The 25,674-nt window shown below is 44.1% G+C and carries 25 protein-coding genes; 12 read left to right on the top strand and 13 right to left on the bottom strand.

Annotation, left to right across the window (positions count from 1 at the left end; all coding sequences use genetic code 11):
- Positions 1 to 22: 22 nt before the first annotated feature.
- Complete coding sequence (gene lpdA, locus MHI48_RS04250; RefSeq protein ID WP_076253791.1) at positions 23 to 1,408, bottom strand: dihydrolipoyl dehydrogenase; 1,386 nt, start codon at positions 1,406 to 1,408, stop codon at positions 23 to 25.
- Positions 1,409 to 1,609: 201 nt separating this feature from the next.
- Between lpdA and MHI48_RS04245 the strand changes: the two genes are divergently transcribed.
- Together MHI48_RS04245 and MHI48_RS04240 are read left to right on the top strand one after the other, a co-directional pair.
- On the top strand, positions 1,610 to 2,185 hold the full coding sequence (locus tag MHI48_RS04245; RefSeq protein ID WP_315370434.1) for a TetR/AcrR family transcriptional regulator: 576 nt from the start codon (positions 1,610 to 1,612) through the stop codon (positions 2,183 to 2,185).
- A 278-nt stretch (positions 2,186 to 2,463) separates the two neighbouring features.
- Positions 2,464 to 2,544 carry a putative holin-like toxin gene (locus tag MHI48_RS04240; RefSeq protein ID WP_353957565.1) on the top strand — a complete coding sequence of 27 codons (81 nt, stop codon included), beginning with the start codon at positions 2,464 to 2,466 and terminating at the stop codon, positions 2,542 to 2,544.
- Positions 2,545 to 2,764: 220 nt separating this feature from the next.
- Here the strand turns inward: MHI48_RS04240 and MHI48_RS04235 are convergent, their stop codons facing one another.
- Complete coding sequence (locus MHI48_RS04235; protein ID WP_405143137.1) at positions 2,765 to 3,472, bottom strand: DNA alkylation repair protein; 708 nt, start codon at positions 3,470 to 3,472, stop codon at positions 2,765 to 2,767.
- A gap of 518 nt (positions 3,473 to 3,990) precedes the next feature.
- Here MHI48_RS04235 and MHI48_RS04230 point away from each other — a divergent pair.
- Both MHI48_RS04230 and MHI48_RS04225 read left to right on the top strand, forming a co-directional pair.
- Positions 3,991 to 5,154 carry a glycoside hydrolase family 27 protein gene (locus MHI48_RS04230; protein WP_036606020.1) on the top strand — a complete coding sequence of 388 codons (1,164 nt, stop codon included), beginning with the start codon at positions 3,991 to 3,993 and terminating at the stop codon, positions 5,152 to 5,154.
- Positions 5,155 to 5,358 (top strand): hypothetical protein, encoded by a 204-nt coding sequence (locus tag MHI48_RS04225; RefSeq protein ID WP_074093540.1) that lies wholly within the window; start codon positions 5,155 to 5,157, stop codon positions 5,356 to 5,358.
- A gap of 2 nt (positions 5,359 to 5,360) precedes the next feature.
- Here the strand turns inward: MHI48_RS04225 and MHI48_RS04220 are convergent, their stop codons facing one another.
- On the bottom strand, positions 5,361 to 6,170 hold the full coding sequence (locus tag MHI48_RS04220; RefSeq protein WP_405143135.1) for an AraC family transcriptional regulator: 810 nt from the start codon (positions 6,168 to 6,170) through the stop codon (positions 5,361 to 5,363).
- Positions 6,171 to 6,251: 81 nt separating this feature from the next.
- On the opposite strand from MHI48_RS04220, the gene MHI48_RS04215 reads away from it, so the two are divergent.
- On the top strand, positions 6,252 to 7,787 hold the full coding sequence (locus MHI48_RS04215) for a carboxylesterase/lipase family protein (protein WP_405143133.1): 1,536 nt from the start codon (positions 6,252 to 6,254) through the stop codon (positions 7,785 to 7,787).
- 194 nt (positions 7,788 to 7,981) lie between these two features.
- Here the strand turns inward: MHI48_RS04215 and MHI48_RS04210 are convergent, their stop codons facing one another.
- A complete protein-coding gene (locus tag MHI48_RS04210; protein ID WP_405143131.1) occupies positions 7,982 to 9,325 on the bottom strand; it encodes a histidine kinase dimerization/phospho-acceptor domain-containing protein in 1,344 nt (447 codons plus the stop codon).
- Positions 9,318 to 10,010 carry a response regulator transcription factor gene (locus MHI48_RS04205; protein WP_017690627.1) on the bottom strand — a complete coding sequence of 231 codons (693 nt, stop codon included), beginning with the start codon at positions 10,008 to 10,010 and terminating at the stop codon, positions 9,318 to 9,320. Before MHI48_RS04205 ends, MHI48_RS04210 begins: the two co-directional genes overlap by 8 nt.
- 183 nt (positions 10,011 to 10,193) lie before the next feature.
- Here MHI48_RS04205 and MHI48_RS04200 point away from each other — a divergent pair, with 183 nt between their 5' ends.
- Both MHI48_RS04200 and MHI48_RS04195 read left to right on the top strand, forming a co-directional pair.
- Entirely contained in the window at positions 10,194 to 10,937 is a 744-nt protein-coding gene (locus MHI48_RS04200) for a TVP38/TMEM64 family protein (protein ID WP_405143129.1), read from the top strand.
- Positions 10,938 to 10,981: 44 nt separating this feature from the next.
- Positions 10,982 to 11,560 (top strand): GNAT family N-acetyltransferase, encoded by a 579-nt coding sequence (locus tag MHI48_RS04195; protein ID WP_405143127.1) that lies wholly within the window; start codon positions 10,982 to 10,984, stop codon positions 11,558 to 11,560.
- A 197-nt stretch (positions 11,561 to 11,757) separates the two neighbouring features.
- Here the strand turns inward: MHI48_RS04195 and MHI48_RS04190 are convergent, their stop codons facing one another.
- Both MHI48_RS04190 and MHI48_RS04185 read right to left on the bottom strand, forming a co-directional pair.
- Positions 11,758 to 12,924, bottom strand: coding sequence for a cobalamin-independent methionine synthase II family protein (locus MHI48_RS04190; RefSeq protein WP_076253801.1), 1,167 nt, complete (start codon positions 12,922 to 12,924; stop codon positions 11,758 to 11,760).
- A 170-nt stretch (positions 12,925 to 13,094) separates the two neighbouring features.
- Positions 13,095 to 13,664: a hypothetical protein gene (locus MHI48_RS04185; protein WP_076329552.1), complete on the bottom strand. Its 570-nt coding sequence runs from the start codon at positions 13,662 to 13,664 to the stop codon at positions 13,095 to 13,097.
- 252 nt (positions 13,665 to 13,916) lie between these two features.
- Here MHI48_RS04185 and MHI48_RS04180 point away from each other — a divergent pair, with 252 nt between their 5' ends.
- Entirely contained in the window at positions 13,917 to 14,972 is a 1,056-nt protein-coding gene (locus MHI48_RS04180; protein ID WP_405143124.1) for an ankyrin repeat domain-containing protein, read from the top strand.
- A gap of 95 nt (positions 14,973 to 15,067) precedes the next feature.
- Here MHI48_RS04180 and MHI48_RS04175 read toward each other — a convergent pair whose 3' ends face one another.
- The gene (locus MHI48_RS04175) at positions 15,068 to 16,042 is read right to left on the bottom strand and encodes a tRNA-dihydrouridine synthase (protein ID WP_076329554.1); all 975 of its coding nucleotides are present in this window, start codon (positions 16,040 to 16,042) and stop codon (positions 15,068 to 15,070) included.
- A gap of 383 nt (positions 16,043 to 16,425) precedes the next feature.
- Here MHI48_RS04175 and MHI48_RS04170 point away from each other — a divergent pair, with 383 nt between their 5' ends.
- From MHI48_RS04170 to MHI48_RS04160, 3 genes are all read left to right on the top strand, one after another.
- Positions 16,426 to 16,632 (top strand): DUF2536 family protein, encoded by a 207-nt coding sequence (locus MHI48_RS04170; RefSeq protein ID WP_076329555.1) that lies wholly within the window; start codon positions 16,426 to 16,428, stop codon positions 16,630 to 16,632.
- 267 nt (positions 16,633 to 16,899) lie between these two features.
- On the top strand, positions 16,900 to 17,781 hold the full coding sequence (locus MHI48_RS04165) for a GNAT family N-acetyltransferase (protein WP_405143121.1): 882 nt from the start codon (positions 16,900 to 16,902) through the stop codon (positions 17,779 to 17,781).
- A gap of 284 nt (positions 17,782 to 18,065) precedes the next feature.
- Positions 18,066 to 19,832: a leucine-rich repeat domain-containing protein gene (locus MHI48_RS04160; protein WP_405143119.1), complete on the top strand. Its 1,767-nt coding sequence runs from the start codon at positions 18,066 to 18,068 to the stop codon at positions 19,830 to 19,832.
- Positions 19,833 to 19,941: 109 nt separating this feature from the next.
- Here MHI48_RS04160 and MHI48_RS04155 read toward each other — a convergent pair whose 3' ends face one another.
- Entirely contained in the window at positions 19,942 to 20,523 is a 582-nt protein-coding gene (locus tag MHI48_RS04155; protein WP_017690637.1) for a TetR/AcrR family transcriptional regulator, read from the bottom strand.
- A 149-nt stretch (positions 20,524 to 20,672) separates the two neighbouring features.
- On the opposite strand from MHI48_RS04155, the gene MHI48_RS04150 reads away from it, so the two are divergent.
- Positions 20,673 to 21,614, top strand: coding sequence for a ketopantoate reductase family protein (locus tag MHI48_RS04150; protein WP_047840529.1), 942 nt, complete (start codon positions 20,673 to 20,675; stop codon positions 21,612 to 21,614).
- A 317-nt stretch (positions 21,615 to 21,931) separates the two neighbouring features.
- Here the strand turns inward: MHI48_RS04150 and MHI48_RS04145 are convergent, their stop codons facing one another.
- Genes MHI48_RS04145 through MHI48_RS04130 form a run of 4 tightly spaced genes read right to left on the bottom strand, consistent with a single transcriptional unit; the run spans position 21,932 to position 25,673 of the window.
- Positions 21,932 to 22,966, bottom strand: coding sequence for a hypothetical protein (locus MHI48_RS04145; protein ID WP_405143117.1), 1,035 nt, complete (start codon positions 22,964 to 22,966; stop codon positions 21,932 to 21,934).
- Between the two features lie 46 nt (positions 22,967 to 23,012).
- Entirely contained in the window at positions 23,013 to 23,966 is a 954-nt protein-coding gene (locus tag MHI48_RS04140; protein WP_051446948.1) for a class I SAM-dependent methyltransferase, read from the bottom strand.
- A gap of 5 nt (positions 23,967 to 23,971) precedes the next feature.
- Positions 23,972 to 24,820 (bottom strand): FkbM family methyltransferase, encoded by an 849-nt coding sequence (locus MHI48_RS04135; RefSeq protein ID WP_405143114.1) that lies wholly within the window; start codon positions 24,818 to 24,820, stop codon positions 23,972 to 23,974.
- A gap of 40 nt (positions 24,821 to 24,860) precedes the next feature.
- A complete protein-coding gene (locus tag MHI48_RS04130) occupies positions 24,861 to 25,673 on the bottom strand; it encodes an ABC transporter permease (protein ID WP_017690645.1) in 813 nt (270 codons plus the stop codon).
- Between the last annotated feature and the right edge of the window lies 1 nt (position 25,674).

Here is a 25,674-nt window from a genome sequence, read left to right as displayed (position 1 = left end):
CGTGTATGGTTAAATTTGCTGACTATTTTTGCTTTTTCATTTTGATGACCGCGTTCTCGGCTGCCTCCATGATCACTTCTCCCAAAGTGGGATGAGGGTGAATCGTCATGGCCAGATCTTCCACGGTTGCGCCCATCTCGACCGCAAGTGCAAGCTCCGATATCAGTGTGGATGCCTCCACTCCGACGATTTGCGCACCAATGACAATTCCTGAAGTCGGGTCAGCCACTATTTTCACAAAACCTTCGGTTTCCCTTAACGCCAATGCTCTTCCGTTGATCCCAAAAGAAGATTTTCCGATAACCACCGGAATGGCCTGCGCTTTGGCTTCCGTCTCACTTACCCCAACACTGGATAGCTCCGGATTAGAAAAGACAACAAGCGGAATCACCTTGTAATCCACTTTGGAGGTGAGACCCGCAATGGCCTCTGCAGCTACTTTAGCTTCATAGGAGGCCTTGTGAGCAAGTGCCGGACCGGCTGTAATATCTCCAATGGCATAAATGTGCGGGATAACCGTTCTGCACTGTGCATCCGTCTCAACCAGTCCTTTGTTTGTTACGGGCAAGCCTATGCGTTCCAGTCCTAACTGGCCGTCTGTATTGGGTTTCCTGCCGATTGTGACCAATACATATTCCGCTGTAACCTGATGCTGCTCCTGATTTTTTGAATAATGAAGTGTAATGGAATCCGCCTTGTGCTCCACCTTTTCGGCAATCGCTCCGGTTACGATCTGGATGCCGTCCGCCTTTAATTGTTTGACTACAGGGGCTGCAAGTTCCGCCTCGAATCCAGGCAATACTTGTGCGCCTCCCTCCAGAATCGTTACCTTGGTTCCGAATTTGGCATACATCTGTCCGAGCTCCACCCCAATATAACCTCCGCCGATCACAATCAGACTACTCGGAACCTCCTGTAGAGATAATGCTTCAGTGGAAGATAAGATGCGACCTCCAACTGGAAATGCTGGCAGCTCAATTGGACGAGACCCCGTTGCCAATATGAGATTTTTAAAAGAAATGCTTTGCTCCTGTCCAGTTTGCTGGATCATGGCTGTGTGCTCATCCAACAGACTGGCCTCGCCTTCAAGAATGGTCACACCCGCAGTCTTTAACAAATAGTGGACACCACCTGCCTGTTTATTCACAACCCCCTGTTTAAAATCCTGAGCATTCTTAAATGTCGCTGCCGCGTCAGCTTGATTAAACTGTCTGAACCAATCATAACGATGCGATTCCGCAATTAAGGCTTTGGATGGTATGCAACCCACATGTGTACAGACCCCGCCAAGCTGTTTACGTTCAACAATTGCCATCTTCATCCCCAACTGCGAAGAACGAAGCGCCGCCACATATCCCCCTGGACCTGATCCAATAACTAACGTATCCACAGATTCAAGCTTGCCCATATTCTGATACCTCCCGATTTGAAGTTGATTTAAAATATGATGACCATAATATATTATAACCATCATATTTTAAGACCGTCAACAACCGTATTTGGCCCTTTTCTAAATCAACTGATATCCAGTCGCCAAATTGACAGGATTTATTATGATGACTATAATATTTTATAAAAGCAGAACGATGAAGCTATGGAGTGAGTGATCATGCCCTATCCCAAAGGACATAAGATAAAAGTACGAGGTAAGATTGTTGAGAGTGCTGCTCGAGCTTTTCGCACCAATGGTATCCAGGAGGTGAGTGTCCCGTTTATTATGAAGGGAGCTGGATTAACTCATGGAGGGTTCTATTCACACTTTGACAACAAGGAACAATTGGTTGCCGAAGCCTGCGAATATGCCATTAGTGATACCATTACACTTCTAAAGAACGTGGCTGATCAGGAAGAGCAGAATTCCAAAATTAATAAAGTAATCGATTATTATTTGAGTCCGTATCACCGCGACCAAACGGAAATGAGCTGTATTTTCCCCGCCCTTTCCAGCGAAATATCCCGTTCGTCCGAAGAGGTTCGGCAGGTATTTACCCATGAATTGGAGCGGATGATCGCTTTTATCTCCAATCTGGCTGAGATTGATGTGTCCAGAGGTCGTGCACTGTTCAGTACAATGGTTGGTTCGCTTGTACTTGCACGCTCTGTTAGTGATCCTGAGCTTAGCGACAGCTTTCTCTCGGCGGGCAGGCAGCAAGCCAAAGAAATGGTTAAAAGGAACGATATGTAGCCTCGATGTTGCTATATGCTTATTATCTAGCTGTCAACAAAAAAAACGCCTATAAATGGCGTGTTTTTCTTATCTGTTTGCAACTAAATAAATTCCATACTAGCCACCGTAACGCTCTTTTCGCATTCAAAGCACGGGGTCATTAACATTCCCAAACTTTTATAAAAAACGAATTATTGTTCATCTATTAGGTCCAAGAAAAATATGGTATACTCACAGAGCAATGGAAAGGCTTATATGGGCGGTCGGCTAATCTCCCGGAAGGGAGGTGATGCCTTGTGACAGTATTTGAAGCAATTATGCTAATGCTTACCTTCGGTTTGCTGATTGTAGCGCTGCTGTCCAATAAACACAAGTAGACCGCCCACCCTTGCAAAGGTTGCGGTCTACTTGATCGTGTATCCTCTTGTTAAGCCCACCGCCCTTAAAAGCGGCTATTGCGTCAGAGAGTCGTGTTACCGCACGGCTCTCTTTGCATTATAAGCTGTTTCTGTCCTCATTATAACATGGAGATTGTGGATTTCAATCCCACGATAACCATATGTTCCATATGTTAAAACTGACGATACGGCGAAAATTTCAGCATCTTACATATTTTCGCTTGAACCCCGTCCGCCCTTTTTCCACTGCCTTTTGGATATTCTCAGAGGCATTCAGCAGCTTGCTCTTGGGCATGTCCTTGTTCACTTCGACAGGGCCAACGGCCTTGGCCGTTTCCACTGCCTGATCATGCAACGGTTGATAGGATGTTGCAACGGTATATAGGAAGTTGTTCATCGAATATTTTGTTCGTTCCGGAGATTCGTGAATCGTCTTTTTGACCTGTTCAAGCATCTCCATTAGTTTATTCTCCGAAAATTCAGCATCCTTTCGACTGCCGAGCAACCAACAGTAACAGCTCCATCCTGCTGACATTTTCAGCTCATCTCCGCTGGCGATCCACTTATCCGAAACTTCTTGAGCAATATCCGTCTCGGCTAACGTCACAGCAACGATAAAGTCAGAGATCATGTAAAAATAAGCAGCGTCAATCCAACGGTCAAAATCAGCTTCCGTCATCGCTTGAGGATGGGCAATCACGCCCGCAAAGTACATCGCATCATAATTCCCCGTCGCATATAGTTGCTCTGCCAAAGGTTGATCCTTTTGGATCCGCTTCGCCATTGGTTTCATCGCCCCGGTTGCCACGCCAAATAGCGGTTCATGCGCACCATTGGAGATATAGATTTTTTTTGTTCGTTCTTTGCCCAGAGCTTCAAGCTCCTGCATTACTTCATCTAGATTCATTTCACAACACTCCCAATCCTATAAATTATATATCTAATCAAATCAAACAGACACTTATGTTTAACGAAAAACCGATGGGGAAATCGCACATTATCCCATTCGAACTATTCCGCCATTTGCATAATCATTCCGACGAGATTACTACCTTACGTATGAGGGATTCCCCACTGGGGTATTTTTCCTGAAAAAACTGAATTCTATTCAAATTTCCCTGTGGCTCTGACAACCTGTTCGAGCATTATAACCGATCATAACTTCTATACCATTGTTTTGCACAGATCCCTGAAAAGATAGATATAACTTCTTCGCAGACAGACATTTCTCCTTTCTTATGCTTCTACTGGCAACTTCTGAATACCTGCCGAGGGCCTGATTGGAAAGAGCTGATTCCCCCAGCACAAGCAGAGCAACATATGTCCATGTCCAAGCAACGTTAAGCTATGGCAGGAAACGTCGCTCATCGTTTATGTTCAGTTTAGTGTTGTTAACAAAACCGAGATGAGGAAGGATGCGAGAGCATGAGCAACAATCAAGTGTTAGGCTTTGCCCCTGCCCTAGGCTGGAATTCGTGGAATACCTTTACGTGGGATATTAACGAACAATTAATTCGGGATGTCGCTGATGTGTTTGTATCGGAAGGTTATCTGGCCGCTGGTTACGAGTATATTGTCATTGATGATTGCTGGAGCCTGAAGGAACGGGATGCGAGCGGTAATCTAGTGGCTGACCCGGATAAATTCCCGAGTGGAATGAGAGCGCTTTCTGATTATATCCATAGCAAAGGACTAAAATTCGGCATGTATTCATGCGTGGGTACGCATACATGTGCCGGGTATCCAGGCAGCTTCGAGCATGAATTCCAGGATGCTGCCCTTTTTGCCGAATGGGGCGTTGATTATTTGAAGTATGATTACTGCTTCAAGCCGCGCCATATCTCAGGAGAGCTGCTGTACAAACGGATGAGTCTTGCGCTCAAAAACTGCGGACGCGATATCCTGTTCTCCGCCTGCAACTGGGGAGCCGACGACGTATACGATTGGATTCGGGAATCGGGCGCTCATATGTACCGTTCTACCGGCGATATCCGTGACAATTGGGATTCAGTGAAGGAACTTGCCCTGTCTCAATTGGGCAAACAAAGCTACACCGGCTCCTTCTGCCATAACGACATGGATATGCTGATTGTAGGTATGTACGGTGGAAGCAACAATGATTATATTGGTAGCATCGGCGGATGCAACGACATCGAATATAAAACCCACTTCTCTCTCTGGTCCATGATGGGTTCCCCATTAATGATCGGATGTGACGTGCGCAAGGCTAACCAGATCACAAAAGATATTCTCCTGAATCCTGACCTGATCGCTATCAATCAGGATGTAGAAGCGCGCGGAGCTTACCGCATCAAACCAGAACCGCAATGGTTTCACACAGACGATGTATTTATGCTGGTGAAGGTACTCACAGATGGTGATCTAGCTATTGGTTTCTTCAACCTGAGTGACAGCCAGCGGGAATTGTCTTTGCAGTTTTGGGATATGGGTCTGCCTTACGCTGCCGGTTATGCGCTGTCCCTGTATGACTGCTGGGAACATCAAGAGCTTGGCGTATTCCGTGAACGCTTCGCTCCCGTTGTCGCAGCACATGATTGCCTCGTCGTCCGGGCCAAACTGGTGAAATAGATGGCTCAACATCGCCTGTGCACCTCCTGTCAGGTCCCGCTATCTTCAGACGATGTGGGCATCTACCTCAAATTGATCTCGCGCTCTGCCCAGCAATTTCTGTGCATTGATTGTATAGGAGTGAAGCTGAACTGTGGACGTGAGCCTATTGAGAAGCTGATCCGTTATTTCCGAGAGTCCGGGAACTGCGCCCTGTTCCGTTAACGTTATGCCTTGGTCCCGTACAGCATCATGTACGATGTTGGCGTGTGTGAAGTTGCTTTCTTAAATACTTTGGAAAAATATAACGGATCATTGTAGCCGACAGAATAAGCTACCGATTGAATCGGCAGGCCCGACGTTTTCAACAGTTCACAGGCGCGCTCGATTCGGCAGGATGTAATATACTCCAAAACAGACTTGCCGGTTGCTGCCTTAAACAGACGAAACAAATAACTGCGCTCCAGATTAACTGCCTTTACGATCTCGGTGACGGTCAATGTTGGCTTCCAGTAGTTCTGCTCGATGTACTTTCTCGCCAGCCAGACATAATCCTTGGCGTCCACCTGCGGCTCTTTCGGATAATGCTCCATATAGTAGGAGAGCAGCAGACGCAAACGTGCATCCGCCCGCAGTAATTCATAAGATGATGCACCCGCGTTCCAGGCAAGGTGGAAAAAAGGCTGCAATGTCTCCGGCGAGACCGTCACCACGGGTTGTACCTCTGAGAGCTGTGTCAGCCCCAGCAACCGCCCGGCATCCTCACCGCTAAACTCCACCCAGACGTACTCCCATGGATCTTGCGGGTCTGGATAATAGTAAATCTCCTTTTGCGGAAATATGATAAAGCTTTCCCCCATAACGAGCCGAAAAACGCGGCCGCCCGTCTCCAGCGTCCCTTGGCCGCGGATAATATAGTGCAGCGCATAAACGTCACGCACGCCTGGCCCCCATTGGTGAGGGTTAGCTGGCTTGTGACCACCGCTGATAAAATACAAATTACTGGCTCTACTGCTCTCATGCCAAATCGGATTCAACCTTGATTCCCCCTTTCTAATGCCACGTTGATCAGATGCTCGGTAACGCTTACATGCTAAATTCAGAGAGGAGAATGTTGTATGCTTAGAATGGTTACGGTAGAACATGGACAAGTGCAAGGACTGCCCGCGGCGGACCCGCGGATTACCAGCTTCAAGGGAATTCCTTTTGCCGCACCTCCTGTAGGTGAGAACCGCTGGCGCGCTCCGCAGCCGCAGTCGAACTGGGAAGGTGTACTGCAAGCTTTTGATTTTGCCCCCATCTCCATGCAAGCCCCAACAGTCATCGATGATAACAATATCTATACCCGCGAATGGGCCGTTGATCCCGACCTGCCCATGGACGAGGATTGTCTGTATCTGAATGTCTGGACACCCGCCAAGCGTACGGACGAGAAGTTGCCTGTTTTTGTCTGGTATTTTGGCGGGGGCCTGCAAGTCGGCCATACGGCCGAAATGGAATTTGATGGCGAGCGAATCGCTCGTAGAGGTATTGTCGTTGTGACGATTAATTATCGGCTGAATGCCTTTGGCTTCCTGTGCCATCCTGAGATTAGTGCCGAATCCCCACATGCACCCGCCAACTTTGGTCATCTTGATCAGCAAGCAGGTACACAGTGGGTCAAACGTAACATTGCCGCCTTTGGCGGTGATCCAGAACAGATCACCATCGGCGGACAGTCGGCAGGCGGAGGAAGTGTACTCAGCCAGATGACCTCTCCTCAAAATAAAGGCTTGTTCCAGCGAGCCGTCATCATGAGCGGTATAGCTACCGAGTTGTACCCGAAGGTCCGCGTGCCTTCTGTCCGCTCCACACTAAGGGATGCAGAGCAAGCAGGGGTTGAATTTTTCGGCTTCCTGGGCGTATCTTCCCTGGCTGAGGCGAGACAACTGGATGCTGAATATCTCCGTGACAAAGCACTCGAATACAAAAGCTTCTGGGGAACCGTCATCGACGAACAATTCTGCGCAGGCGATCCGTTTACTCGTTTTGTTCAGCAGGAGCGCGAGGCGATCCCCGTAATGCTGGGGCATACGTCTTCCGAATTTTGGACTCGTCCCGCCGCAGCCAATCTGGAAGAACTGAAGCAGATGGCTGTGGAGCTATTTGGCGAGGATGCTCCTGCCTTTTTGCAACTATGTGAGGCTGATTCCGGCCAAATCGAACATGCTCTGCAACAAGCATCGGTCCGCATGATCCAACATGCCATTCTGCTCGCCATCCGCGCGAACAGCGGTCATCCGTCTGAAACGCCTCTCTACTATTATAACTTCGACGCCGAGATTCCGGGCTGGGATCAGCCAGGTACTTTTCACTCCGTTGATCTGTGGTTTTTCTTCGAAACACTTGCCAAATGCTGGCGGCCTTTCACAGGCAAGCATTATGATCTGGCTCGCCAGATGTGTAATTACTTATCCAACTTTATTGCTACAGGTGACCCAAACGGTTCGGACTCCACCGGAAAGCTGATGCCTCATTGGACTCCTTGTACTACAGAACAGCCGTATCTCATGGAATTTGGCGATCAGGCTCAATTACAGCAGGCTGAGCCCGGACCGATGCTCGCGTTTCTAATTGAACAATATTTCAAGAAACAGAATGCACCTGTTGTTTAAAACATAAGGCTTCCCCTCTCGCGATATATGTAAGAGCCATGCTGTCGCATGGCTCTTTTTGTATAGTGTGAATGGTAGAGCGATGTTCTTTCGCCTATGCCTATTTAGCCAGTTGCCCCACTACAGAAGCCTAAGGTAACAATCAGGCAGCCAAAGGAATCCCACGAACATTCAGCATCATTCCAAGAGATTCGTTATATATGAGTCTGTGTTGGTTTGTTGATGATGACAGGTAGCATAATCTGTAGTGAAAAGGTATCTTCTTCCTGCGACACCGTCAACGTCCCGTTATGCTGCTGGATCATTTTCTGACAACTAACGAGCCCAATTTCGTTGCTATCTTTCTTTTTACCAACATGTTTAATCTTATTCTCCACCGCAAGAATGACCCATTGTTGCTTCAAAGAAATCTGGATATGAACGGGATGCCCTGGATCGGCGTATTTTCGAATATTTGAAAATATGTTATCCATTACGCGACGCATAGCGACCAGATTGATTTCCAGCAAAAACTCCTCATGATGTGCATCTGTCTGAACCTGCACGTCTATATCGTCCAAAACCACTAATTGCTCATCTATAAGTTGATCGATAAGTGCTCTGCCCTCATACATTTCAAATTCTACTTCCTCTTCTTCAGCGGCAGAGGATACCGTAAAATATTCGAATAGTTTGTCTGACAGCACTTTGATCTGATAGGCCTTCTCCCGGCTATTATGAATATACTGCAACAGATCCTCATGTGTCTTATATTTGTTAAGCTCTATGATATCCATATATCCTAATAGAATCGTGAGTGGCGTTCGCAAATCATGGGAAATCGCCGTGATCAATTCACGGTTGGCCATCCTGACCCTCTCCTCGCTGCCCAGCCGCTCCACAAATGATTTTCTCATCTCGTCAATACTCTGGGCCAGAGATGACAGTTCATCCTTTCCCGATATCGTAATCGAATAATCCAAATTTCCACCTTCGAGTATTTTGATCTCTTGTTCAAGCACGCCAATATAAGACGTTTTCTTATTAATCATCAGTAGAAAGGAAACAATGAACACAATTGCTGCTATGAAAACACCAATAATCAGAATGAGGTTGTAATATTGATACTCATAAAAGCTAACCAAGTATATCTGGGCATCCTGATCCGCAAAATGGATGGTGGTGATGGGTATTTTCGATGGCACGAATTGAGTTAACAACTCTTCATTGATGGCAGGATCAATCTCCGTGTTGGAGGAAAATATCAATTTGTCTTTTGCAAAAATATACAGATTTAAGTAGCGCTCATGTCTTATCCAAGCAGACAATTGCTCATGATCACGGGTTGACACGTTCTGGTTATCCACAAATGCTTCGAATCGATCAAGCGCATCTTGCTGCCTGTTCTCTACAAAAGTGGATTTGCTTAAATAACTATCCAATAGAGTCTCGCCAACAACTTGTAAAATAACGAGTGCACTTATGGAAATAACCAAAGAAATGACAACCGCCAGAACCAGTTTAATCTTCAGCTTTTTTCCGATTAATAATCTATTCAATTTTGTACCCCTTCCCCCAAACGGTCTTCACATATTTAGGGTTCTGCGGGTCATCCTCCAGTTTGCCTCTCAAATTACGAATATGAACCATGACCGTGTTATTACACGTATAAAAGTAGGGTTGCCCCCAAACACTCTCATATATATTTTCTGCCGAGAATACCTTTCGTCGCTTCTTAGCCAACAGCAGCAAGATCTGGTATTCAATTTCAGTTAGAGCAATCTCCTTCTCTCCAACAAACACAGCTTTTGAATCCTGATGGACGGTAAGATCCTTAACGATAATTTGGTCCTGTTCTTCGGTCTTCTCCTTGCCCCGATAAACATAATACCTTCGCAGTAAAGCCTTCACCCTCGAAACGAGTTCTGTATAGGAAAAGGGTTTGGACAAAAAGTCATCACTGCCTGAGGAAAAGGCCAATTGTTTGTCAGAATCCTGCGTTTTCGCTGTGAGAAACAGGATCGGTGCACTTGTTTTTTCACGAATCTCCAGACAAGCCTTCAGCCCCGATTTATTGGGCATCATCATATCCAAAATAATGAGATCCGTCTCTTCGTTCACTTTATCAATCGCATCTTGACCATCTATCGCTTCAATCACTTCATAATTCTCACTCTCTAACAAAATTCTTACAATTTCACGAATTTCACTGTTATCATCAGCAATTAGAATTTTCTTGCTCATCTGATCCCTCCGTCTAATTTCAGTATAATATGCGCTATTAGCGACTACCAGCAAATACAATCGACTTAAGAATTCTTCAGAAGTTATGTAGGTATCTCTTAATAATTTCGTCTTATACTGTAAATATGTAGAAGTTATTAGACAAAGGGGTCGTCAGGTATGCCACAAACTTCGAAAAAAGTAATGATTAACATATTGTTGGGTCTGTTCATCATGTTGTCCATTGGTCTACTGGTGTATTATTCTCCTGCCCTTATTAAAATCATGTCTTCCATGGACAACTTCAGAGCGTATATTCATTCAACAGGCCATTGGGGTCCGGTCATGTTTATTTTATTCCAGATTCTTCAGATCGTGGTTGCACCCATTCCAGGAGAAGTGGTACAGATTGCAGGCGGTTATATCTATGGGGTTACACTTGGGTCCTTGTATACTACAATAGGTTTGATTATAGGCTCAGCGATTGCTTTTTATTTTACTCGTTTTATCGGTCGCGCTTATATTTCACGGCTAATGCAAAAGAAAAATAATAAGTGGATGTCGTTAATTCATGATGAGAAGAAGTTCTCCGCTTTTTTATTCATCTTTTTCGTAATTCCCGGCTTGCCCAAAGACATGCTTGTATTTGTCGCCGCACTTACATCGATTAGTTCGTTTAGATTCTTCACGATCCTTATCGTCGGTCGTCTGCCGTGGATCATCGCATCTACCGTTGTAGGGTCCACAATTCATATGCAACAATACACAATCGCCATTATTATTTCTGTTATCGCTGTAATCGGGTTTGTACTCGGTTATATCTATAGGGAGAAATTGGTGGGATTGTTCTCCCGGTCAGACAGTACCAAAGCCAAAACCAAACCCAAGGCTATACCCAGTTATAGTACGAATAGGGAGTCTCGTAAAATAAAAAGAGATACAACATGAACAAAGCCAATCTATTGATATGAAAACCGGAGGTATATCATCTTATGCAAATACTTAAAACCAATCGATTAATCCTGAGAAATTTCACCGTAACGGACGCAGCCGGACTGTTGGAATACACAGCAAATCCCAGAGTGAATTGTTTTATGGATCAACGAATTTCAACGTTGGAAGACGCTGCGGCAGAGGTCGCAAAAAGAAGCAGTGACGATTCCCACATCGCAGTCTGTCTGAAAGACAGTAACGAGTTGATCGGTGAGCTGTTTGGTATGAGGGAAGATCGGGATTCCGATACGGATAAAGATTCGAATTCAGATACGTATAGTATTGGTTGGAACTTTAATGGCAGCTATGAAGGGAAAGGGTACGCCAGTGAGAGCGCCAATGCCTTCATCGAAAATCTCTTTATGGAACAGGGAATTAGAAGACTGTACGCCTATGTCGAGGATGATAACTTCCGTTCTCAGAAACTGTGTGAGAAGCTGGGCATGCGCCGGGAAGGTCTTTTTTTGGAGTTCATTTCATTTGTCAAAAATGAGGACGGCACACCGAAATACGAGAATACGTATCAATATGCTTTGTTGAAAAAGGAATGGCTGGCACAGCGTGAATCGCAGAAATAAAGAATGACAAGCCCCATCATTAGTTTAAAAAAGTTATAGAAATGAGAACGTACCTATACGTATACGTACGTTCCACAACAAATACGGCGGCTTCTCACTGGATAGATTCCAGAGGAAAAGTCGCCGTTTCATTATCGCACAGAACACTATTGATCGAGCAATGTATTTATAAGGTCACAATACATTTAGCTTGAATTCTAGACGGTGCTGCCCCAATATTGCTTGGCGATCTTCTGACCTTGGTCAATCTTCGCCCATTGCTGAGCTTCACTTAATTCGTTACCGCCATCGCAGGATGCAAAGCCGCATTGGTGAGACAGCAGCAGCCGATCCTTATCGATAATTTTGGATGCTTCGTCCAACAAACGGACAACGCGTGCTTCATCATCGAGTGTACTCGTTTTGGATGACAACAGACCCAGTACAATTTCCGTTTCAGGTCTATCCTTGAACACTTCCAGAGCTTCAATTGAACCCGCACGATCATCATCCCACTCCAGGAAGAAACGGTCATACTTCAATTGCTTCAGGAACAGATTCGCAATTTTGGCATACGATCCACCACCCATGTTGCGGGAATCATAATTGCCGCGGCAGTTATGTGTCCACATTTTCAAGCCAAGGCTATGACCAAAGTCAATCACGGTATTATTAATATCAATGAATTCGGTAGCAAGTCCCTTTACTTCATCTTGATTAATATTTTCCCCTGTAAAAGGAGAGTTCGGGTTGTCGTCTGCAAACAATTCCCACAAACAATCATCGAATTGCAGAATTTTACCGCCCACTGCAGCGAATTCCTCCACGAATTCCTTATACGCGATCACAAGACCCTCTTTGAGTTCCTGTATGTTTTGATATACAGCATCCGTTCCACCAATGTTATCTGACCAGGAAAGCTCACCGAAAATATGGGAAGGAGACGGTACGCAAAGTTTCGTTTGTTGCTCGCCAGCCGTGTCTTGCAGTTGTTGGAACAGTTGAATGAAATGATGGTTCTTTCCACTCAATTTATCAGTGATGCGCAATCCAATATCTTTGCGTGTTTCATATTTCGAAGTTCCGTCCACATCTCTGAAAAAATAGCCGTGATCCGCGATGTAACGCTTCACTCCGCCAAATCCCCATACAAAGTCCAGATGCCACATCGATTTGGAGAATTCGCCATCGGTAACCACGGACAAGTTATGTTCGATTTCCTTTGCGACAACTTGTTTGATTGCCTCTGTCTCACACTTCTCATATCCTTCGTAGTTTTCATAGAACGGATATTGGATATCATCATTATGTTCAATTTGTGTTTTATATTTCAGCAGCTCATCCGGCCGCAATAAACTTCCTACGATCTGGAACTTATCAGTCATGTAAAAAACCCCCTTGTTGTATACAATGATCATATCACGCTGAGAGCAGTTAGAAGGGATACTAAAAAACCATAACTGGTTATAGTTAAAAGCTATATCCACTTATTAGACAGATTTCAGTGAAACCGTCACCGACACAGTGTACCTCTATCCGTGAACGTTATTCAATTTCACACCGTACGACGACGCAGTTCATAAAAATACTGAACGGCTGGATGCTTTAATTTGACCTGCTCCGACATGTTTAGAATTCGCTTTTTGCCAACTCGTCTGTCCATTAAAGCCAGAATATTAAACAAGATATCCTTGCTCTCCAGATTATCCTCTATAGAAGTGGATAAATACGTCGTAGCTGCAACGGTAAAATTCGATTTACTGAGTGCGGTCTGAGTCAACAAAAGCTCTTTGGCATGTACGGAGATTTTTCTACTTCTTGCCATGACTTGAAGACGATCCTCGGGAATGGGTCCTTTGGAATCTTTTCTGATAGCTTCAATCTCTTCATCGCTCACAGGAATCATGATCTCCGGGTCGCTCTTGATCTCCTGCTCTGACTGATACCATCGGATTGGGGTTGTAGTATCACTCATGTTGAGTACATTCTTTTTATCTACAGTAATATAACAATTGCCTGATTTATCAGGTGAATAGCTATAGCTGGTAGCACGGTACTCCACCCTTCCAACTAACGCAGGACTAAGAAAACTCTCCAGTTGTTGCTTCAATTTACTCCAGGACATAGATCCTCCTATTATCAAAAGCCTACCGCATGAATTGCGGCGATCATTTCAAATATTTTTCAATCCGTCTCCAGTATCAACATTCATCTAAATTATAACATAGCAAACCAAATGGATGATGGAAGAAACCCAGTTATTGGTTTTAAAATCCCCTATGTGATAAAATTGCAGAAAATTATCTACTTACTATTGAATCGTCATAGCCTACCATTGGAACATACGGTGTTATTCACAAAGGAGAGGAAGAGTGTAATGGCTACGAAGAAAGCAACCTTACCTGCTCATATGGAAAAACTCGTTAAAGATAATGATATCGCTACCGTAAAAGAGGTTTTCGAGCAATACGAATGGGATGCACGTGGGGGTTATAGCAAAGGTACGGCCCTCAGCTTTCGGCATATTTCGGATGAATTGGTCCGCTGGCTGGTAGCGCAAGGAGCAGACATTAATGCACGCGACAAATATCAACGCACTCCTTTACATGCCCATGCCTCACACTGGTCAGGAAATGTACCCCTGTTCCTTGAATTAGGTGCGGATCTGGACGCTGTGGATTACCAAAATGAAACACCGTTACATGCAGCGGTCAATGGGTATCGAACCAAAGTGGTTCAAGAGTTGGTAAACCAAGGCGCTACTATTAACGTAGAAAATAAACAGGGAAATACGCCATTAGCTAAGGGGTTAGCCAATTGCAGGAATAGCGATATAGTCAGTATGTCGAAAATTTCAGCAATTCTGCTGGATGCTGGTGCAGCAGTCACCTCGGAAATGAAAGAGTCTGTGAAGCGGATCGGTAAGGATTTTGAATTCGTCCGTGAGAAGTTCAATAAGGACAAGGTCGATGAAGTTTCAGACGCGCTGATCAAACTGTACCCGTTATTTGATGTCGAGCCGGTAGCGAATCGGATCATGCACGATGGGACTACCCCCATTCAGGTAAAGACAACCACTTGGACCAAACAGCACCAAGAGCTGTGGGAATATCTCATTCCGGCCCAAGGCCACGCTCAAACGGTGCAGGGAGAGGTCATCCGCATAACAGGACGTGTATCCCATGAAGTATTGGATAATGGCGGTGGAAACTGGGATGCGGAGTATCGCAAGATGCTGGATGCACTGATTCGTCACCTGGGCTCTGGTGCGCCACTCGCCCCCGCACTTCTCCAAGAGGCAGCAGACTTGGTCAGCAGACTTCACAATGGATACGATTTTGATGCGCCTGCCAGATTATCCGAGTTGGCTGTGTTATGGGTACTTGCCAATCCTCAGCCGGTCGCTATGGAGAAGCCTGTGTATACGCGTTAAACAGCAAAGCAAAAAAAGAAGCGGGAGAGTTACCGCTTCTTTTTTTGCTATTAATCTACCTGAATCATACTCCGTATCCATGATTACGTCTTACTCTACTCCACCTGTTCATTACTTTCAAACTCATTGAGCAATTCGCGTACTTTAGAAGTGGTTTTGGCGTTCATCAAGCTGTTTCTCAGCTCACTAGCACCGCGGAAGCCACGAACATAGATTTTGAAAAACCGGGCCAGCGGGCTGAACGAACGCGGTTCAAGCTCGGAATATTGATCATGTAGATCCAAATGCAGCCTTAGCAGATCAAGCAATTCCTTACTGCTGTGTTCCTTCGGCTCCTTCTCAAAAGCAAACGGATTCTGGAAAATACCGCGTCCAATCATAATGCCATCCACGCCATATTGCTCAGCTAGTCTCAGGCCTGTCTCACGGTCAGGAATATCCCCGTTAATCGTCAGCAGTGTATTAGGAGCTATCTCATCCCGCAGTTTTTTAATCTCTGGAATCAGTTCCCAGTGAGCGTCTACTTTGCTCATTTCTTCTCTCGTACGCAGGTGAATGGACAGATTCACGATGTCTTGCTGCAAAATATGAGTTAACCAGTCGCGCCATTCATCGACCTCAGTAAATCCGAGACGCGTTTTTACACTGACCGGCAGCCCCCCGGCTTTCGCCGCCTGAATGATCTCCGCCGCAAGGGCTGGCCGGCAGATCAATCCACTTCCTTTTCCATTCTCGGCTACATTCGCTACCGGACAACCCATATTGATATCGATGCCTTTAAAGCCTTCTTTCGCCATACCGATACTCATCTCACGAAAGAATTCCGGTTTATCTCCCCAGATATGAGCCACAATCGGCTGTTCGTCCGCTGTAAAAGTCAGACGCCCGCGCACACTATGGTGCCCCTCCGGGTGACAATAACTCTCTGTATTCGCAAACTCCGTAAAAAACACATCCGGTCTGCCCGCTTCACTTACGACGTGCCGAAACACAACATCCGTCACATCTTCCATAGGTGCCAGTATAAAAAATGGTCGTGGCAATTCACGCCAAAAGTTTTCCTTTGTCATCTCAAAAGCTCCTCTATACCTTCCAGGACGGTCTCTGTCCTCATTAATAGTTAAATAGTAAAACTCGTAACTCATGCATCTGCTTGCCTATCATTTACATGATCATTCGCAGTTTCGTTGCAATTCACATTATGCTGTCCTTGCTTCTTCACTTATACCATGCAAATGAACTTCCTTCAAACAGCAGTATCTGTTATTACTTCCATTAGATCTTCAGATTAATGGAAGTTCGATGATCTCAAAATTGCCCTTTCCCGATTTTATCACGTCTTTATTAGCTTTTCAGCCCGATTGCACTTGCCGAACTGGAAAAGCTCCTCTAAAATGAAGCTCGACAGGCTTTTAACCTGCAAATCGAGATTTTAAGGAGGCCTGAATGATATATGGAAATTTCACTGGATATGATCAAAGACAAAGTCGAATGCTTGCAGGCTTATGACTTCCGTGAACTGGAACGAGCGATCGAAGAACGAATCGGAATGAACAAAGCATTAATGCTGCGCGTGAAACAAGTTCAACATCAAGTAACGTTTGACCCTTTTCGCAACAAGATGTTATATAGTGCAATCGTGCATTTTGCCGTAAATTAATGGACCAAGATTTTCAATAGTGAAAAACAGTTCACTGACGCAATTGCATTTAAGCATATCCTATAAAGCATGCAAAAAAGAAGACGCGAATTCGCTCGCGTCTCTTTCCATATCAAACTCCACTTTCTCTTGTTACAAATCTTGCTTAACCAACAACAACTTATAAGCAGAATTTCACCTGTAATCATACTTTACATAGTTAAATACGGGATCGTACCACTTTCCACTATACAAACAGTCACTTTTGAGGATTAAGGGGGTAATACCATGCAAGAATTAATATTTATGAAGAATTATAAAAACAATGAAGTACTGCGCAAGAGTTTTTTCGAGCTTGCTATCAACACGTTTGAGATCAATTTTGAAGATTGGTATCAACAAGGATACTGGGGCGAGCGTTACATCCCTTATTCATATGTCGATGGAGACCAGGTTATTGCCAACGTTTCTGTTAACATCCTTGAGCTCATCATTCACGGTGAGAAGAAAAAAGCGATTCAAATCGGCACGGTGATGACACATCCTGATTATCGGGGGAAAGGACTCTCTACACGTTTAATGAATAAAGTTTTAGAGGAGTACGAGAACATGTACGATTACATGTACCTTTTTGCCAATGAATCGGTGCTTGATTTTTACCCCAAATTCGGGTTTAAGCCTGTGGAAGAACACCTTTTTTCAATGAATTATACGGTAAAAAAATCACCTGAGCCTGCGAACATCCGAAAACTAAATGTAACTAACGCGGAGGATTTACGTCTTATTCAAAAATTGGCATCGGAAAGATTGCCTGTTTCTCAGCATTTCGCAACCCATCATGCTCAAGGAATACTCATGTTTTATTGCCTGAATGTCTTTAGTGATGACATTTATTACTTGGAAAACGAAAACGTCATTGTTATTTATCAGAAAGAAGACAATCATATTGAGCTCTTCGACGTTGTTAGCTTAAACGAAATGAATATGAAAGATATCTTGGATAAGATTGCAGATGAAGATACAGAGAAAGTAACCTTTCATTTCACTCCAGATGCAACAGATGATATCGTTCTAAAAAGTTCGATCACCAATGAAGGTTTATTTGTAAGAACTCATGGTGAACATCTCTACCCTGTGCACGTTAAACATCCGATTACATCTATTGCTTGATGATTTATTTAATAAGACCTACCACCTGACCATATTAAAAAAAGATCAAAAAGGAGCAGGATTCCCCTGCTCCTTCGTTATGTGAAACTTCTTTCTCTCATCAAACGTAAATTCACAAGGTATAATGAAATCAAATGACCGTTCAGCATGATCTTATGACCATCATAATGAAGGAGGGGACATTCGTGGCGTTTATCCCGCTAAACTGCCCCAATTGCAACGGAAGAATTGAATACAAGAAGGATGAGGTTTTAAAGTGTCCCTATTGTGAAACAGAACTTTTATTGAAGCAAAATCATGTCTATTACGTAGACCAGACCATTAATCATTACCACGGAACACCCCCTAAAGCACCGCTGAAGCAGACTGCCTACGTAAAGGTAATGCTGATACTGATGTTAGTCCTAACTGGCGCGATCGGTACATATTTTTATTATAGTAATAGCCCCACCCATCCAAAAACAGAAGCCAATCTGTCTGTGCGAAAGATGCCCGAAAGCGAGGTTCTGCTCTCATTTTTGCGAGATATCTTCGATAAAGGGTCCGCCTTGCCAACAGAGGAGGAATTGGCTCGTATTCGCTATTTAACCGTAGAGCATTCGGAGAATGATCAGTGGAAGTTTACATATAGCCTCTCCGATCCCTTCAGCGATGAACAGGCCGAGAAGATCACTTATATTACTCAGGACAAGAAACTGAATAGCCAGCGGATTGATCAGCGAGATTTTGAAGCTTTTAAGGGACTGACGGCATTGGACCTGACGAATACCTATGAAATATCCCAGACGGACCAAACCACTCTGGCCCATATGCCGGGATTAAAAAGTTATGCTGGCGCTTTTAACGAATCCTTCAGTACATTTTCGGGCTACTTTGGCGACAAGTCTAAAATTACGGAGCTTACCACTCAGCTTCGCAGCAATCAGGAATTGGCTATGTTGCTGGAATTCCCCAATCTGAACTCTTTATCCATTACCTATGTGGATGAGTCCGTAACAGATTTTCACTTGTTAAACCAATTGCCAATCAAGTCCCTGTCGCTCACCTTTGTCGATGAACTCGGATGGTTGTCGTCCATGACCGGGTTATCATCCTTGTCTATACAGTACAGTGAAACCACAGACCTGCAGCCGCTGTATGCCTTGACCCAGCTTCAGGAGCTTCAGTTGTCCTATTTAACGAATGTAAAGTCCATCGACTTTGTGCAAAATATGCCTGCTCTACAAACGTTAGATATTGAAAATGTAAACTTCTCCAGTCTGGAGCGCTTGACCGGCAAAAACTCTATTACTACACTACGCCTGGCTTCTCTAAGTGAGCTTGGCTCCGTAAAGGCCATAAACAGTCTGCCCTCTTTGCGGGAATTAACGTTGTCCGGCTACTACGAGAATGCGGAAGCGCTGACACTGCCTAAAGTAGAGCGAGTGGAAATTCCAAGCTCCTTTCTCCCCGGGCTAAAGGCCCCGGCTACAACCAGTCTGACACTCCGTGGCGGAAGTGGGGAATTGAACTTGGCTGCGCTGGGGAAATTCCCGAAACTGGAGCAACTCTCGCTCTGGGAGATCGATGAAATAACCCGTCTTGCCACCCTGGACGGCTTGTCCCGCCTAGAGACTTTAAACATTTACGACTCGTCACTGTTCAAGGAAAGCGATGCCCTATTTCGTTTGAAGCAAGTGAAATCTTTGGTGTGCTCCGAGTGTAGGCTGAACTTTGAACAAAAGGCGGCCGCGGAGAACAGCGTACTTGAACATTTGATCTTAAACCAGTCATATTTTAGCATGAACAATACCTCTGTTACTGAAATTGATCAAATGATGCCTTACTTTGCCAAAATGTCCGCTCTACGTTCCTTCACTCTGCAAGACAGCAACTTGGCTTCTCTCGAATTCATGAGTAACTGGCAGGCCATAGAAGAGCTTCATCTCGAGAACAATGCCATTTCCAATATCGAGACCCTAAGCCAGCTGCCTGATCTGAAAAAGGTATATCTATCCGGTAATTCCGTACAAAACAAATCCGTGCTTGGTGCGGGTGTGCATGTGTATTAGACTACTATAATTAATGGATGATATTGAAACAAAGACAAGAAGGGGTTCGAGAATTATGTATAAATTCTCGAACCCCTTCTGTTTATGTTTAGCTTTCTAACCATCATCGCTACACTCCAGAACGCTGCGGATTGACCGTGCCAAAGATATGATACGGTGTTATCCCCTTTGAAAATAGACTATCGATCAGTTTGATCAATTCCTCCGACGATAGATCTTTGTCGTTGCGTATCCAAAGACGAAACATAGATATTAATGTTGAAATGTAAAACTCAATGATATATGGTGCCAAGACATCATCTGTTGGAAAATCCACAATCAATCGCTCAAAGGGAATTTCTCTTTTCAAGCGTTCCACAAAATGAACAGAACCATAGTCGCCCAATATAGCTTTAAGAACTGAAATCTCCTCTGCATTTTCTAAGCATTGAAGTGCATCTTGAATAGTATGTGTAGAAAACTCTCTGCCTGCCATTTCCTCCTTAATGGATTTCAAAATACGCTCTTCAACGCAGTCCAACAACTCATAGATATCTGTAAAGTATTGATAAAATGTACTCCGATTATATCCTGATTGGTTAGCAATCTCTTGAATAGATATTTTTTCGATGGGTTTTTGGCTATATAAATCGCAGAATACATTTATGAATGTCTGCCTTGTTTTGTCCGTAATTTCAGGTTGCTTTTTCATTATTTGCCTCCGTTTGCTGTTCGATCAATTATCCGACAGATATTAAAAATCTGATGGTTGATGACCGTATAGTGAATCAATACAATAATATTATACAACACGTTGTTGGATCATCAACAAGGATGAATATTGATTATTAGGAGGCTAAGATGAGAATTTTATTTTTCGGTAGAGGTGTAATATCAACCCAATACGCGTGGGCTTTCGAAAAGGCAGGCCACACCGTTGAGTTTTACGTTAGAAAAGGGAGAAAAGAAACCTTCGGAAGTCATATAGCGCTTGAAATGTGGGACGCACGAAGAGCGAAACGGTTAATCAAGGAAAACTGGAAAGTCAAGCTGCATGAGGAGATAAGCCCAAATTACGATCTTATTATTGCGAGTGTCAACACGAAACAACTTCCCGAAGCAGCACAATTACTATCGACTACCGCGGGTAACACCCCGATCCTTATTTTCAATAATATTTGGCAGGATTTAAAATCATCGATCTTGCCCTTGTCTATGAACAATGTTGTCTTTGGTTTCCCAGGAGCAGGAGGCGGCATTGAGGACAATAAGCTTAGGGGCGGCTTCTTAAAAACGATATTTCTGGAAAAACCACGTGTAGGCACGGAACAGATAAACAACAAGGTCAAAGAACTATTTGAAAGCGCCCATTTTAAAATCAATTGGATAAAGGATATGCAAAGCTGGCTATGGAATCACTTTGCCGTGAATGCGGCGATGGAGACCGAGGTGTTAAAACGGGGAAGTTTTCCAGCACTTATGAATCATCGTGACTCATTCGCAAATGTTGGTAAGAATATGCGGGAAATGGCACCTGTACTTAAAGCAAGAGGCGCAAAGATGGACGCGATTACTCTACTGTTGACCAAAATTCCATCAGCACTTCTCGGCACGCTGTTTAACAAGGTTATTTTTGCAAAGGGTAACTTACCGCGACTTTTCATTGAATACAACAATAGTAAAGCCGGTTTTGCAGTACTTGAAGTTGTGAGAGAAGCAAAAAAGTTAGGTATACCTTCACCACGTCTTACTGCGGCATTTGCAAACACTGAGCAACAACACAAAGCTATTGAAAAAGGATAAACTGGAAAACTTGATATTGTTCAGACCAACATCAACTCTACTAATGGTTATAACAACTATAGCCCGAGCTTTAGAAGCTTCGGGCAAAGTAATTTATTAAAACAGGTAAATGTAGCTTCAAAACACTACACCCTAACCAACATCGCTACACTCTCCACATGACTAGTGTGCTGTAACAAAATCAAAACAAAAAACGGCATCTCTGCCGTTTGTGTTTAAAGTGTTGATGCAGACGGCGGCGGTTTTCATACGATGAAAAGACACTTGCACAGTATGCCTGTTGATGTGGCTCAGTTCTAGCAATATTAGATGTGATTTTACCTGAAAGCCTTTAACATTAAAAATAATTGATTATGAAAATGTACTTCATTCGTATATATTTTTGTAAATAAACCAATGCACTTGTCTATGATTTCCCCAGTGAACTTTTGGGACATGATGGCTTTATTCGAATAGATCCTTACTGTCTTCCAGTCATGAATAATTTGGTCCAATAACGGGTCAAGCGTATGTTTTGCATTGATATGATCAATGTTGTACTTATAGAGAGTATTTAACCTGTATTTCTCAGAACATTTTCTATAAATAGTACTGCTCAGTGTTTCTATAATCGTTTCATTTTTTATAATGAGCTCGTAATTTTCTGCCAACAACAGTATATTATTCAAACTTTCCGTTATTTCATTTTGATACCTGCACATATTTTCTACGAATGTATTGATGGTTGTGTGTGCTAAATTCTTATTGTTCAAGATCTCATGATTACCGTGGGACACTAGCGCATATTCCCAAAAGTAGTCTGGCATCTTTACGTGTTCCGAAGTCATACATGACCATTTAAATTCTGAAAATGGCAGAGAATATTGTCTGTATTCTGTGATATCATCAACCGTATATATTTCCTCGTTCGTAAGATTGAAGCCATAGACAAAAACAGGGTGCAGTCCATGTTTTTTGTTATAGTAAAAGTCTCTCCCGCGTTGATAAAATAAATCAATAAATATGGAAATCGGATGACCACTTGAAATAGAGTTTATGATCTCATCTTGTAACGTATCTAGTTCAGGGGATTTTTTACGAATAGAGATCCCCATTTCCTCAAGGATCTGATCTCCCTCCTCAAGATCCAACACCTCTAACTTGAAATATCCTCTTGTTTGTATTTTTTGTTTATCAAATCTATAAATACTAATAACATTATTCAAAATCGGCAACTCATCTTTTTTAAAATATCTGGCAAGCGTTAACAACAAATTGTAGCCGCAATTAAAATAAGGAAAATTATGATGAGGATACATTTTTGTCATGCCGTCGAAGGGCTGAAAGGTGTCCAGGGAAATAATTTCTTCCATAAAATATTTCTCCTATACTAAAATTATTGTTGATATTACGGCTATATTACCTCTTAACAAGGTTCATCATACGGTATTGCCGCGTTCCAGCCTTCATCTCTTCATATTTCTTTGAGCCGGGCAATGCGATGAATTCATTGATATCTCCAATATTCGTGCTCGCTTTGGCGTTGCTCGCAATCCCTTGTGTACCAGTACGCTGCTTCGCACTCTCATCACATGATAGAAGAACATTCGAAGTCACATCCTGATTGCGGATTACAGACAGGCCTGCTTCCTCTAACAGCCTGATGTTCTGCGCTACCTGATCTCCCAGCATCAGCTCCGTATACAGAAATACGCCGCCAACTCTCATTATCCGGTACACCTCTTCATAGAATCGTGATCGGTTCGGATAGGCATGTGCGGATTCTATATTTAACACCACATCGAAACTCTCGTCTGCAAACGGTATATTCTCCGCATCGCCGACGAGGTACAAAGATTCACCCCCTCGGGATTTGGCATTGCAATAGGCAATATTCGCCGGGCAGATGTCGAGACCGACAATAGACAGCGGCTTGAAATATTTAGACAGAGCTGCTATGTTCCCTCCCCTGCCGCATCCGATGTCGATCACCTGCCGCTCCCGAATCGCCGTCCTGCCCACTGTCTCAAGCAGCAGCTTGACCGAGTTTCTATTCCATGCATCGTCGGGCTCGATCACCGCATGTTGCTCATTCCCGTGCGGGACGTAACCATAATTTAAGAAGGTGGCGAATCGGCCTATACCGGACAGCGCAAGAGAGTGCGAAATCTCGCTATAATCCCGAATTTCAGCCTCTTTCCGGTTCCATTCGGAAGGGTGGACAAACTGCTCACGCCGGTCGAGCATCGATACATAACGGTCATCGTTCGTATATACCGCATCGCAGCTGCAGCATTGCAGCAATGCCTCCGACTGGACCAGCACGCCCTTGCAGCTGGAGCATACCAACCTTGCATGTAGGTGTTGTAGCATGACTATCACCCAGCCGACGTATGCATTTGATTCAACGCGTACACATTATAGTAATTTGGGATATTCAAATCTTCGTAGTAATCAATCACGGCATAGAAGCCGTTGGTTTGGAAGATGTTCTCGAGCCTGCTGATCTGCTCTCCGTCCAGTCCGTGTACCTCCATTACAATTTGCCTGATTTTGCTCCAATCTTCCGGTTCGATTCCTTCCAGCACCTCGAACTCACTTTTTTCCACGTCGATTTTGAGAAGATCAATTTGGTTCAGATCATAAAAACGGATCATTTCGGAGATCGTAGTTAGCTTGCAACGATAGATTTGTTCATTCAGAAGCTTCGGCGACATAAGATGATCGACAAAGCGGTTTAGCATTCGCCGGTCAGCGAAATTATCTTCGTAATGGTTGATTAACCCGTATCGGAGATCTTGATCGTGGTTCTCCCTGTATTTGATCTGGACAGAGTCCGTGGACATCGTAGGAAAATAGGCAAACTCCGCTTCCTTGATCTCATTGGAAAGCCCGACGTTAACCGTCGTTACGCGAGGCAGCGAGCTCGTATTCATCTTCAAGAGTTTAAACGTCGGAGGCAGTGGCTCAAAGGCATACACCCTGCAGTCGCTCTTGCTGCTGACATATAGGCTGAACATGCCGATATTAGCCCCGACGTCCAGGACCGTGCCATGATCCGGAAGCGTAATACCGTGCTTGAAATACATCTCCTTGTGGAAAATCTCGTTGTAGAGAAACTCGGTCTCGCCATCGTTATTTTGATAGATTTCAATCCCGTTGTGTAGCTGTTTCTTTGTAATGGCCTCTATCTGCAATGGATGACGCTCATGCTCCGTCCTGCTCATTCAATTCACCTTCTCAACAATTTGTTTGTAGGGCATTTCTCTAACTGCTGGCGCTTTCATAGCGTTTGACGGCCAGCTTCCAGAACAGCCTGACCACTAGAAGCGATATAACGGGAGCTACAAAAATCCATATCCCAAGGAACAAGTCCAATCGATCAATCAAATAAACCGACGGCATGTTGGTGATGAACAAGATCGGCACGACATACAGCCCAATTCTCCGCAGCCATTTGGGGTATATGTACATCGGCATATTGTTTAAATCCCAACATTTGTCGAGTATTTCGAAGATCGAACCGGACTTCACCGTCCAGAAGGCAAGGATTTGCGGAAGTAGAAGCACCGAATAAGTCACGATCGTGCTACTCAAGATCACGCCGATATATCCGGCCACGTGGATCAAGCTTGGCTCGATGTCAAGACGCCGCCAAGCCAGTACGATCATCGTGATCCCGGCGATCAGGTTCGGGATCGGAAACGCGAAGTTAACGTGCCGGAATGAAATCATGAACTGCAGCGAAAGCGGCTTCGTCATATACAAGTCCAGCGTCCCGTTGCGGATATGGCCGGCGAATCTATAAAAGTTATCCATAAACAGTCCTGTATAGATTGCGATCATAATCGTATAGGTCCCCGTGAAGATCAACATCTGGTCAGGAGAAATGCCATTGATTTCGATCCCGAGCTGGAAAACGAACAAGATATAGATCAGCTTGGAAAACAGAAATACGGTCTCCATGATCAAACCGGAGTAGAAATTTGCTTTATATTCCATGTAACCGACCAAGCTGTTTTTTGCAAAAATAAAGAACATACGTACATGCTTCCGAAACTCCGTCAAGCTGATACTCACA

It is taken from the genome of Paenibacillus sp. FSL H7-0942, assembly GCF_045040715.1.
GTDB lineage: Bacteria > Bacillota > Bacilli > Paenibacillales > Paenibacillaceae > Paenibacillus > Paenibacillus amylolyticus.
Note: the sequence above shows the minus strand (reverse complement) of the source record. Positions and strands in the feature narration are given on the sequence as shown.

Excerpts from the sequence above, each read along its gene's own strand:
- MHI48_RS04145 (WP_405143117.1), bottom strand. The coding sequence starts at position 22,966 with ATGGAAGAAATTATTTCCCTGGACACCTTTCAGCCCTTCGACGGCATG.
- MHI48_RS04155 (WP_017690637.1), bottom strand. The coding sequence starts at position 20,523 with ATGAAAAAGCAACCTGAAATTACGGACAAAACAAGGCAGACATTCATA.
- MHI48_RS04205 (WP_017690627.1), bottom strand. The coding sequence starts at position 10,010 with ATGAGCAAGAAAATTCTAATTGCTGATGATAACAGTGAAATTCGTGAA.
- lpdA (WP_076253791.1), bottom strand. The coding sequence starts at position 1,408 with ATGGGCAAGCTTGAATCTGTGGATACGTTAGTTATTGGATCAGGTCCA.
- MHI48_RS04135 (WP_405143114.1), bottom strand. The coding sequence starts at position 24,820 with ATGAGCAGGACGGAGCATGAGCGTCATCCATTGCAGATAGAGGCCATT.
- MHI48_RS04195 (WP_405143127.1), top strand. The coding sequence starts at position 10,982 with ATGCAAATACTTAAAACCAATCGATTAATCCTGAGAAATTTCACCGTA.
- MHI48_RS04225 (WP_074093540.1), top strand. The coding sequence starts at position 5,155 with ATGGCTCAACATCGCCTGTGCACCTCCTGTCAGGTCCCGCTATCTTCA.
- MHI48_RS04185 (WP_076329552.1), bottom strand. The coding sequence starts at position 13,664 with ATGTCCTGGAGTAAATTGAAGCAACAACTGGAGAGTTTTCTTAGTCCT.
- MHI48_RS04215 (WP_405143133.1), top strand. The coding sequence starts at position 6,252 with ATGCTTAGAATGGTTACGGTAGAACATGGACAAGTGCAAGGACTGCCC.
- MHI48_RS04180 (WP_405143124.1), top strand. The coding sequence starts at position 13,917 with ATGGCTACGAAGAAAGCAACCTTACCTGCTCATATGGAAAAACTCGTT.
- MHI48_RS04245 (WP_315370434.1), top strand. The coding sequence starts at position 1,610 with ATGCCCTATCCCAAAGGACATAAGATAAAAGTACGAGGTAAGATTGTT.
- MHI48_RS04230 (WP_036606020.1), top strand. The coding sequence starts at position 3,991 with ATGAGCAACAATCAAGTGTTAGGCTTTGCCCCTGCCCTAGGCTGGAAT.
- MHI48_RS04235 (WP_405143137.1), bottom strand. The coding sequence starts at position 3,472 with ATGAATCTAGATGAAGTAATGCAGGAGCTTGAAGCTCTGGGCAAAGAA.
- MHI48_RS04190 (WP_076253801.1), bottom strand. The coding sequence starts at position 12,924 with ATGACTGATAAGTTCCAGATCGTAGGAAGTTTATTGCGGCCGGATGAG.
- MHI48_RS04175 (WP_076329554.1), bottom strand. The coding sequence starts at position 16,042 with ATGACAAAGGAAAACTTTTGGCGTGAATTGCCACGACCATTTTTTATA.
- MHI48_RS04150 (WP_047840529.1), top strand. The coding sequence starts at position 20,673 with ATGAGAATTTTATTTTTCGGTAGAGGTGTAATATCAACCCAATACGCG.
- MHI48_RS04200 (WP_405143129.1), top strand. The coding sequence starts at position 10,194 with ATGATTAACATATTGTTGGGTCTGTTCATCATGTTGTCCATTGGTCTA.
- MHI48_RS04170 (WP_076329555.1), top strand. The coding sequence starts at position 16,426 with ATGGAAATTTCACTGGATATGATCAAAGACAAAGTCGAATGCTTGCAG.
- MHI48_RS04140 (WP_051446948.1), bottom strand. The coding sequence starts at position 23,966 with ATGCTACAACACCTACATGCAAGGTTGGTATGCTCCAGCTGCAAGGGC.
- MHI48_RS04165 (WP_405143121.1), top strand. The coding sequence starts at position 16,900 with ATGCAAGAATTAATATTTATGAAGAATTATAAAAACAATGAAGTACTG.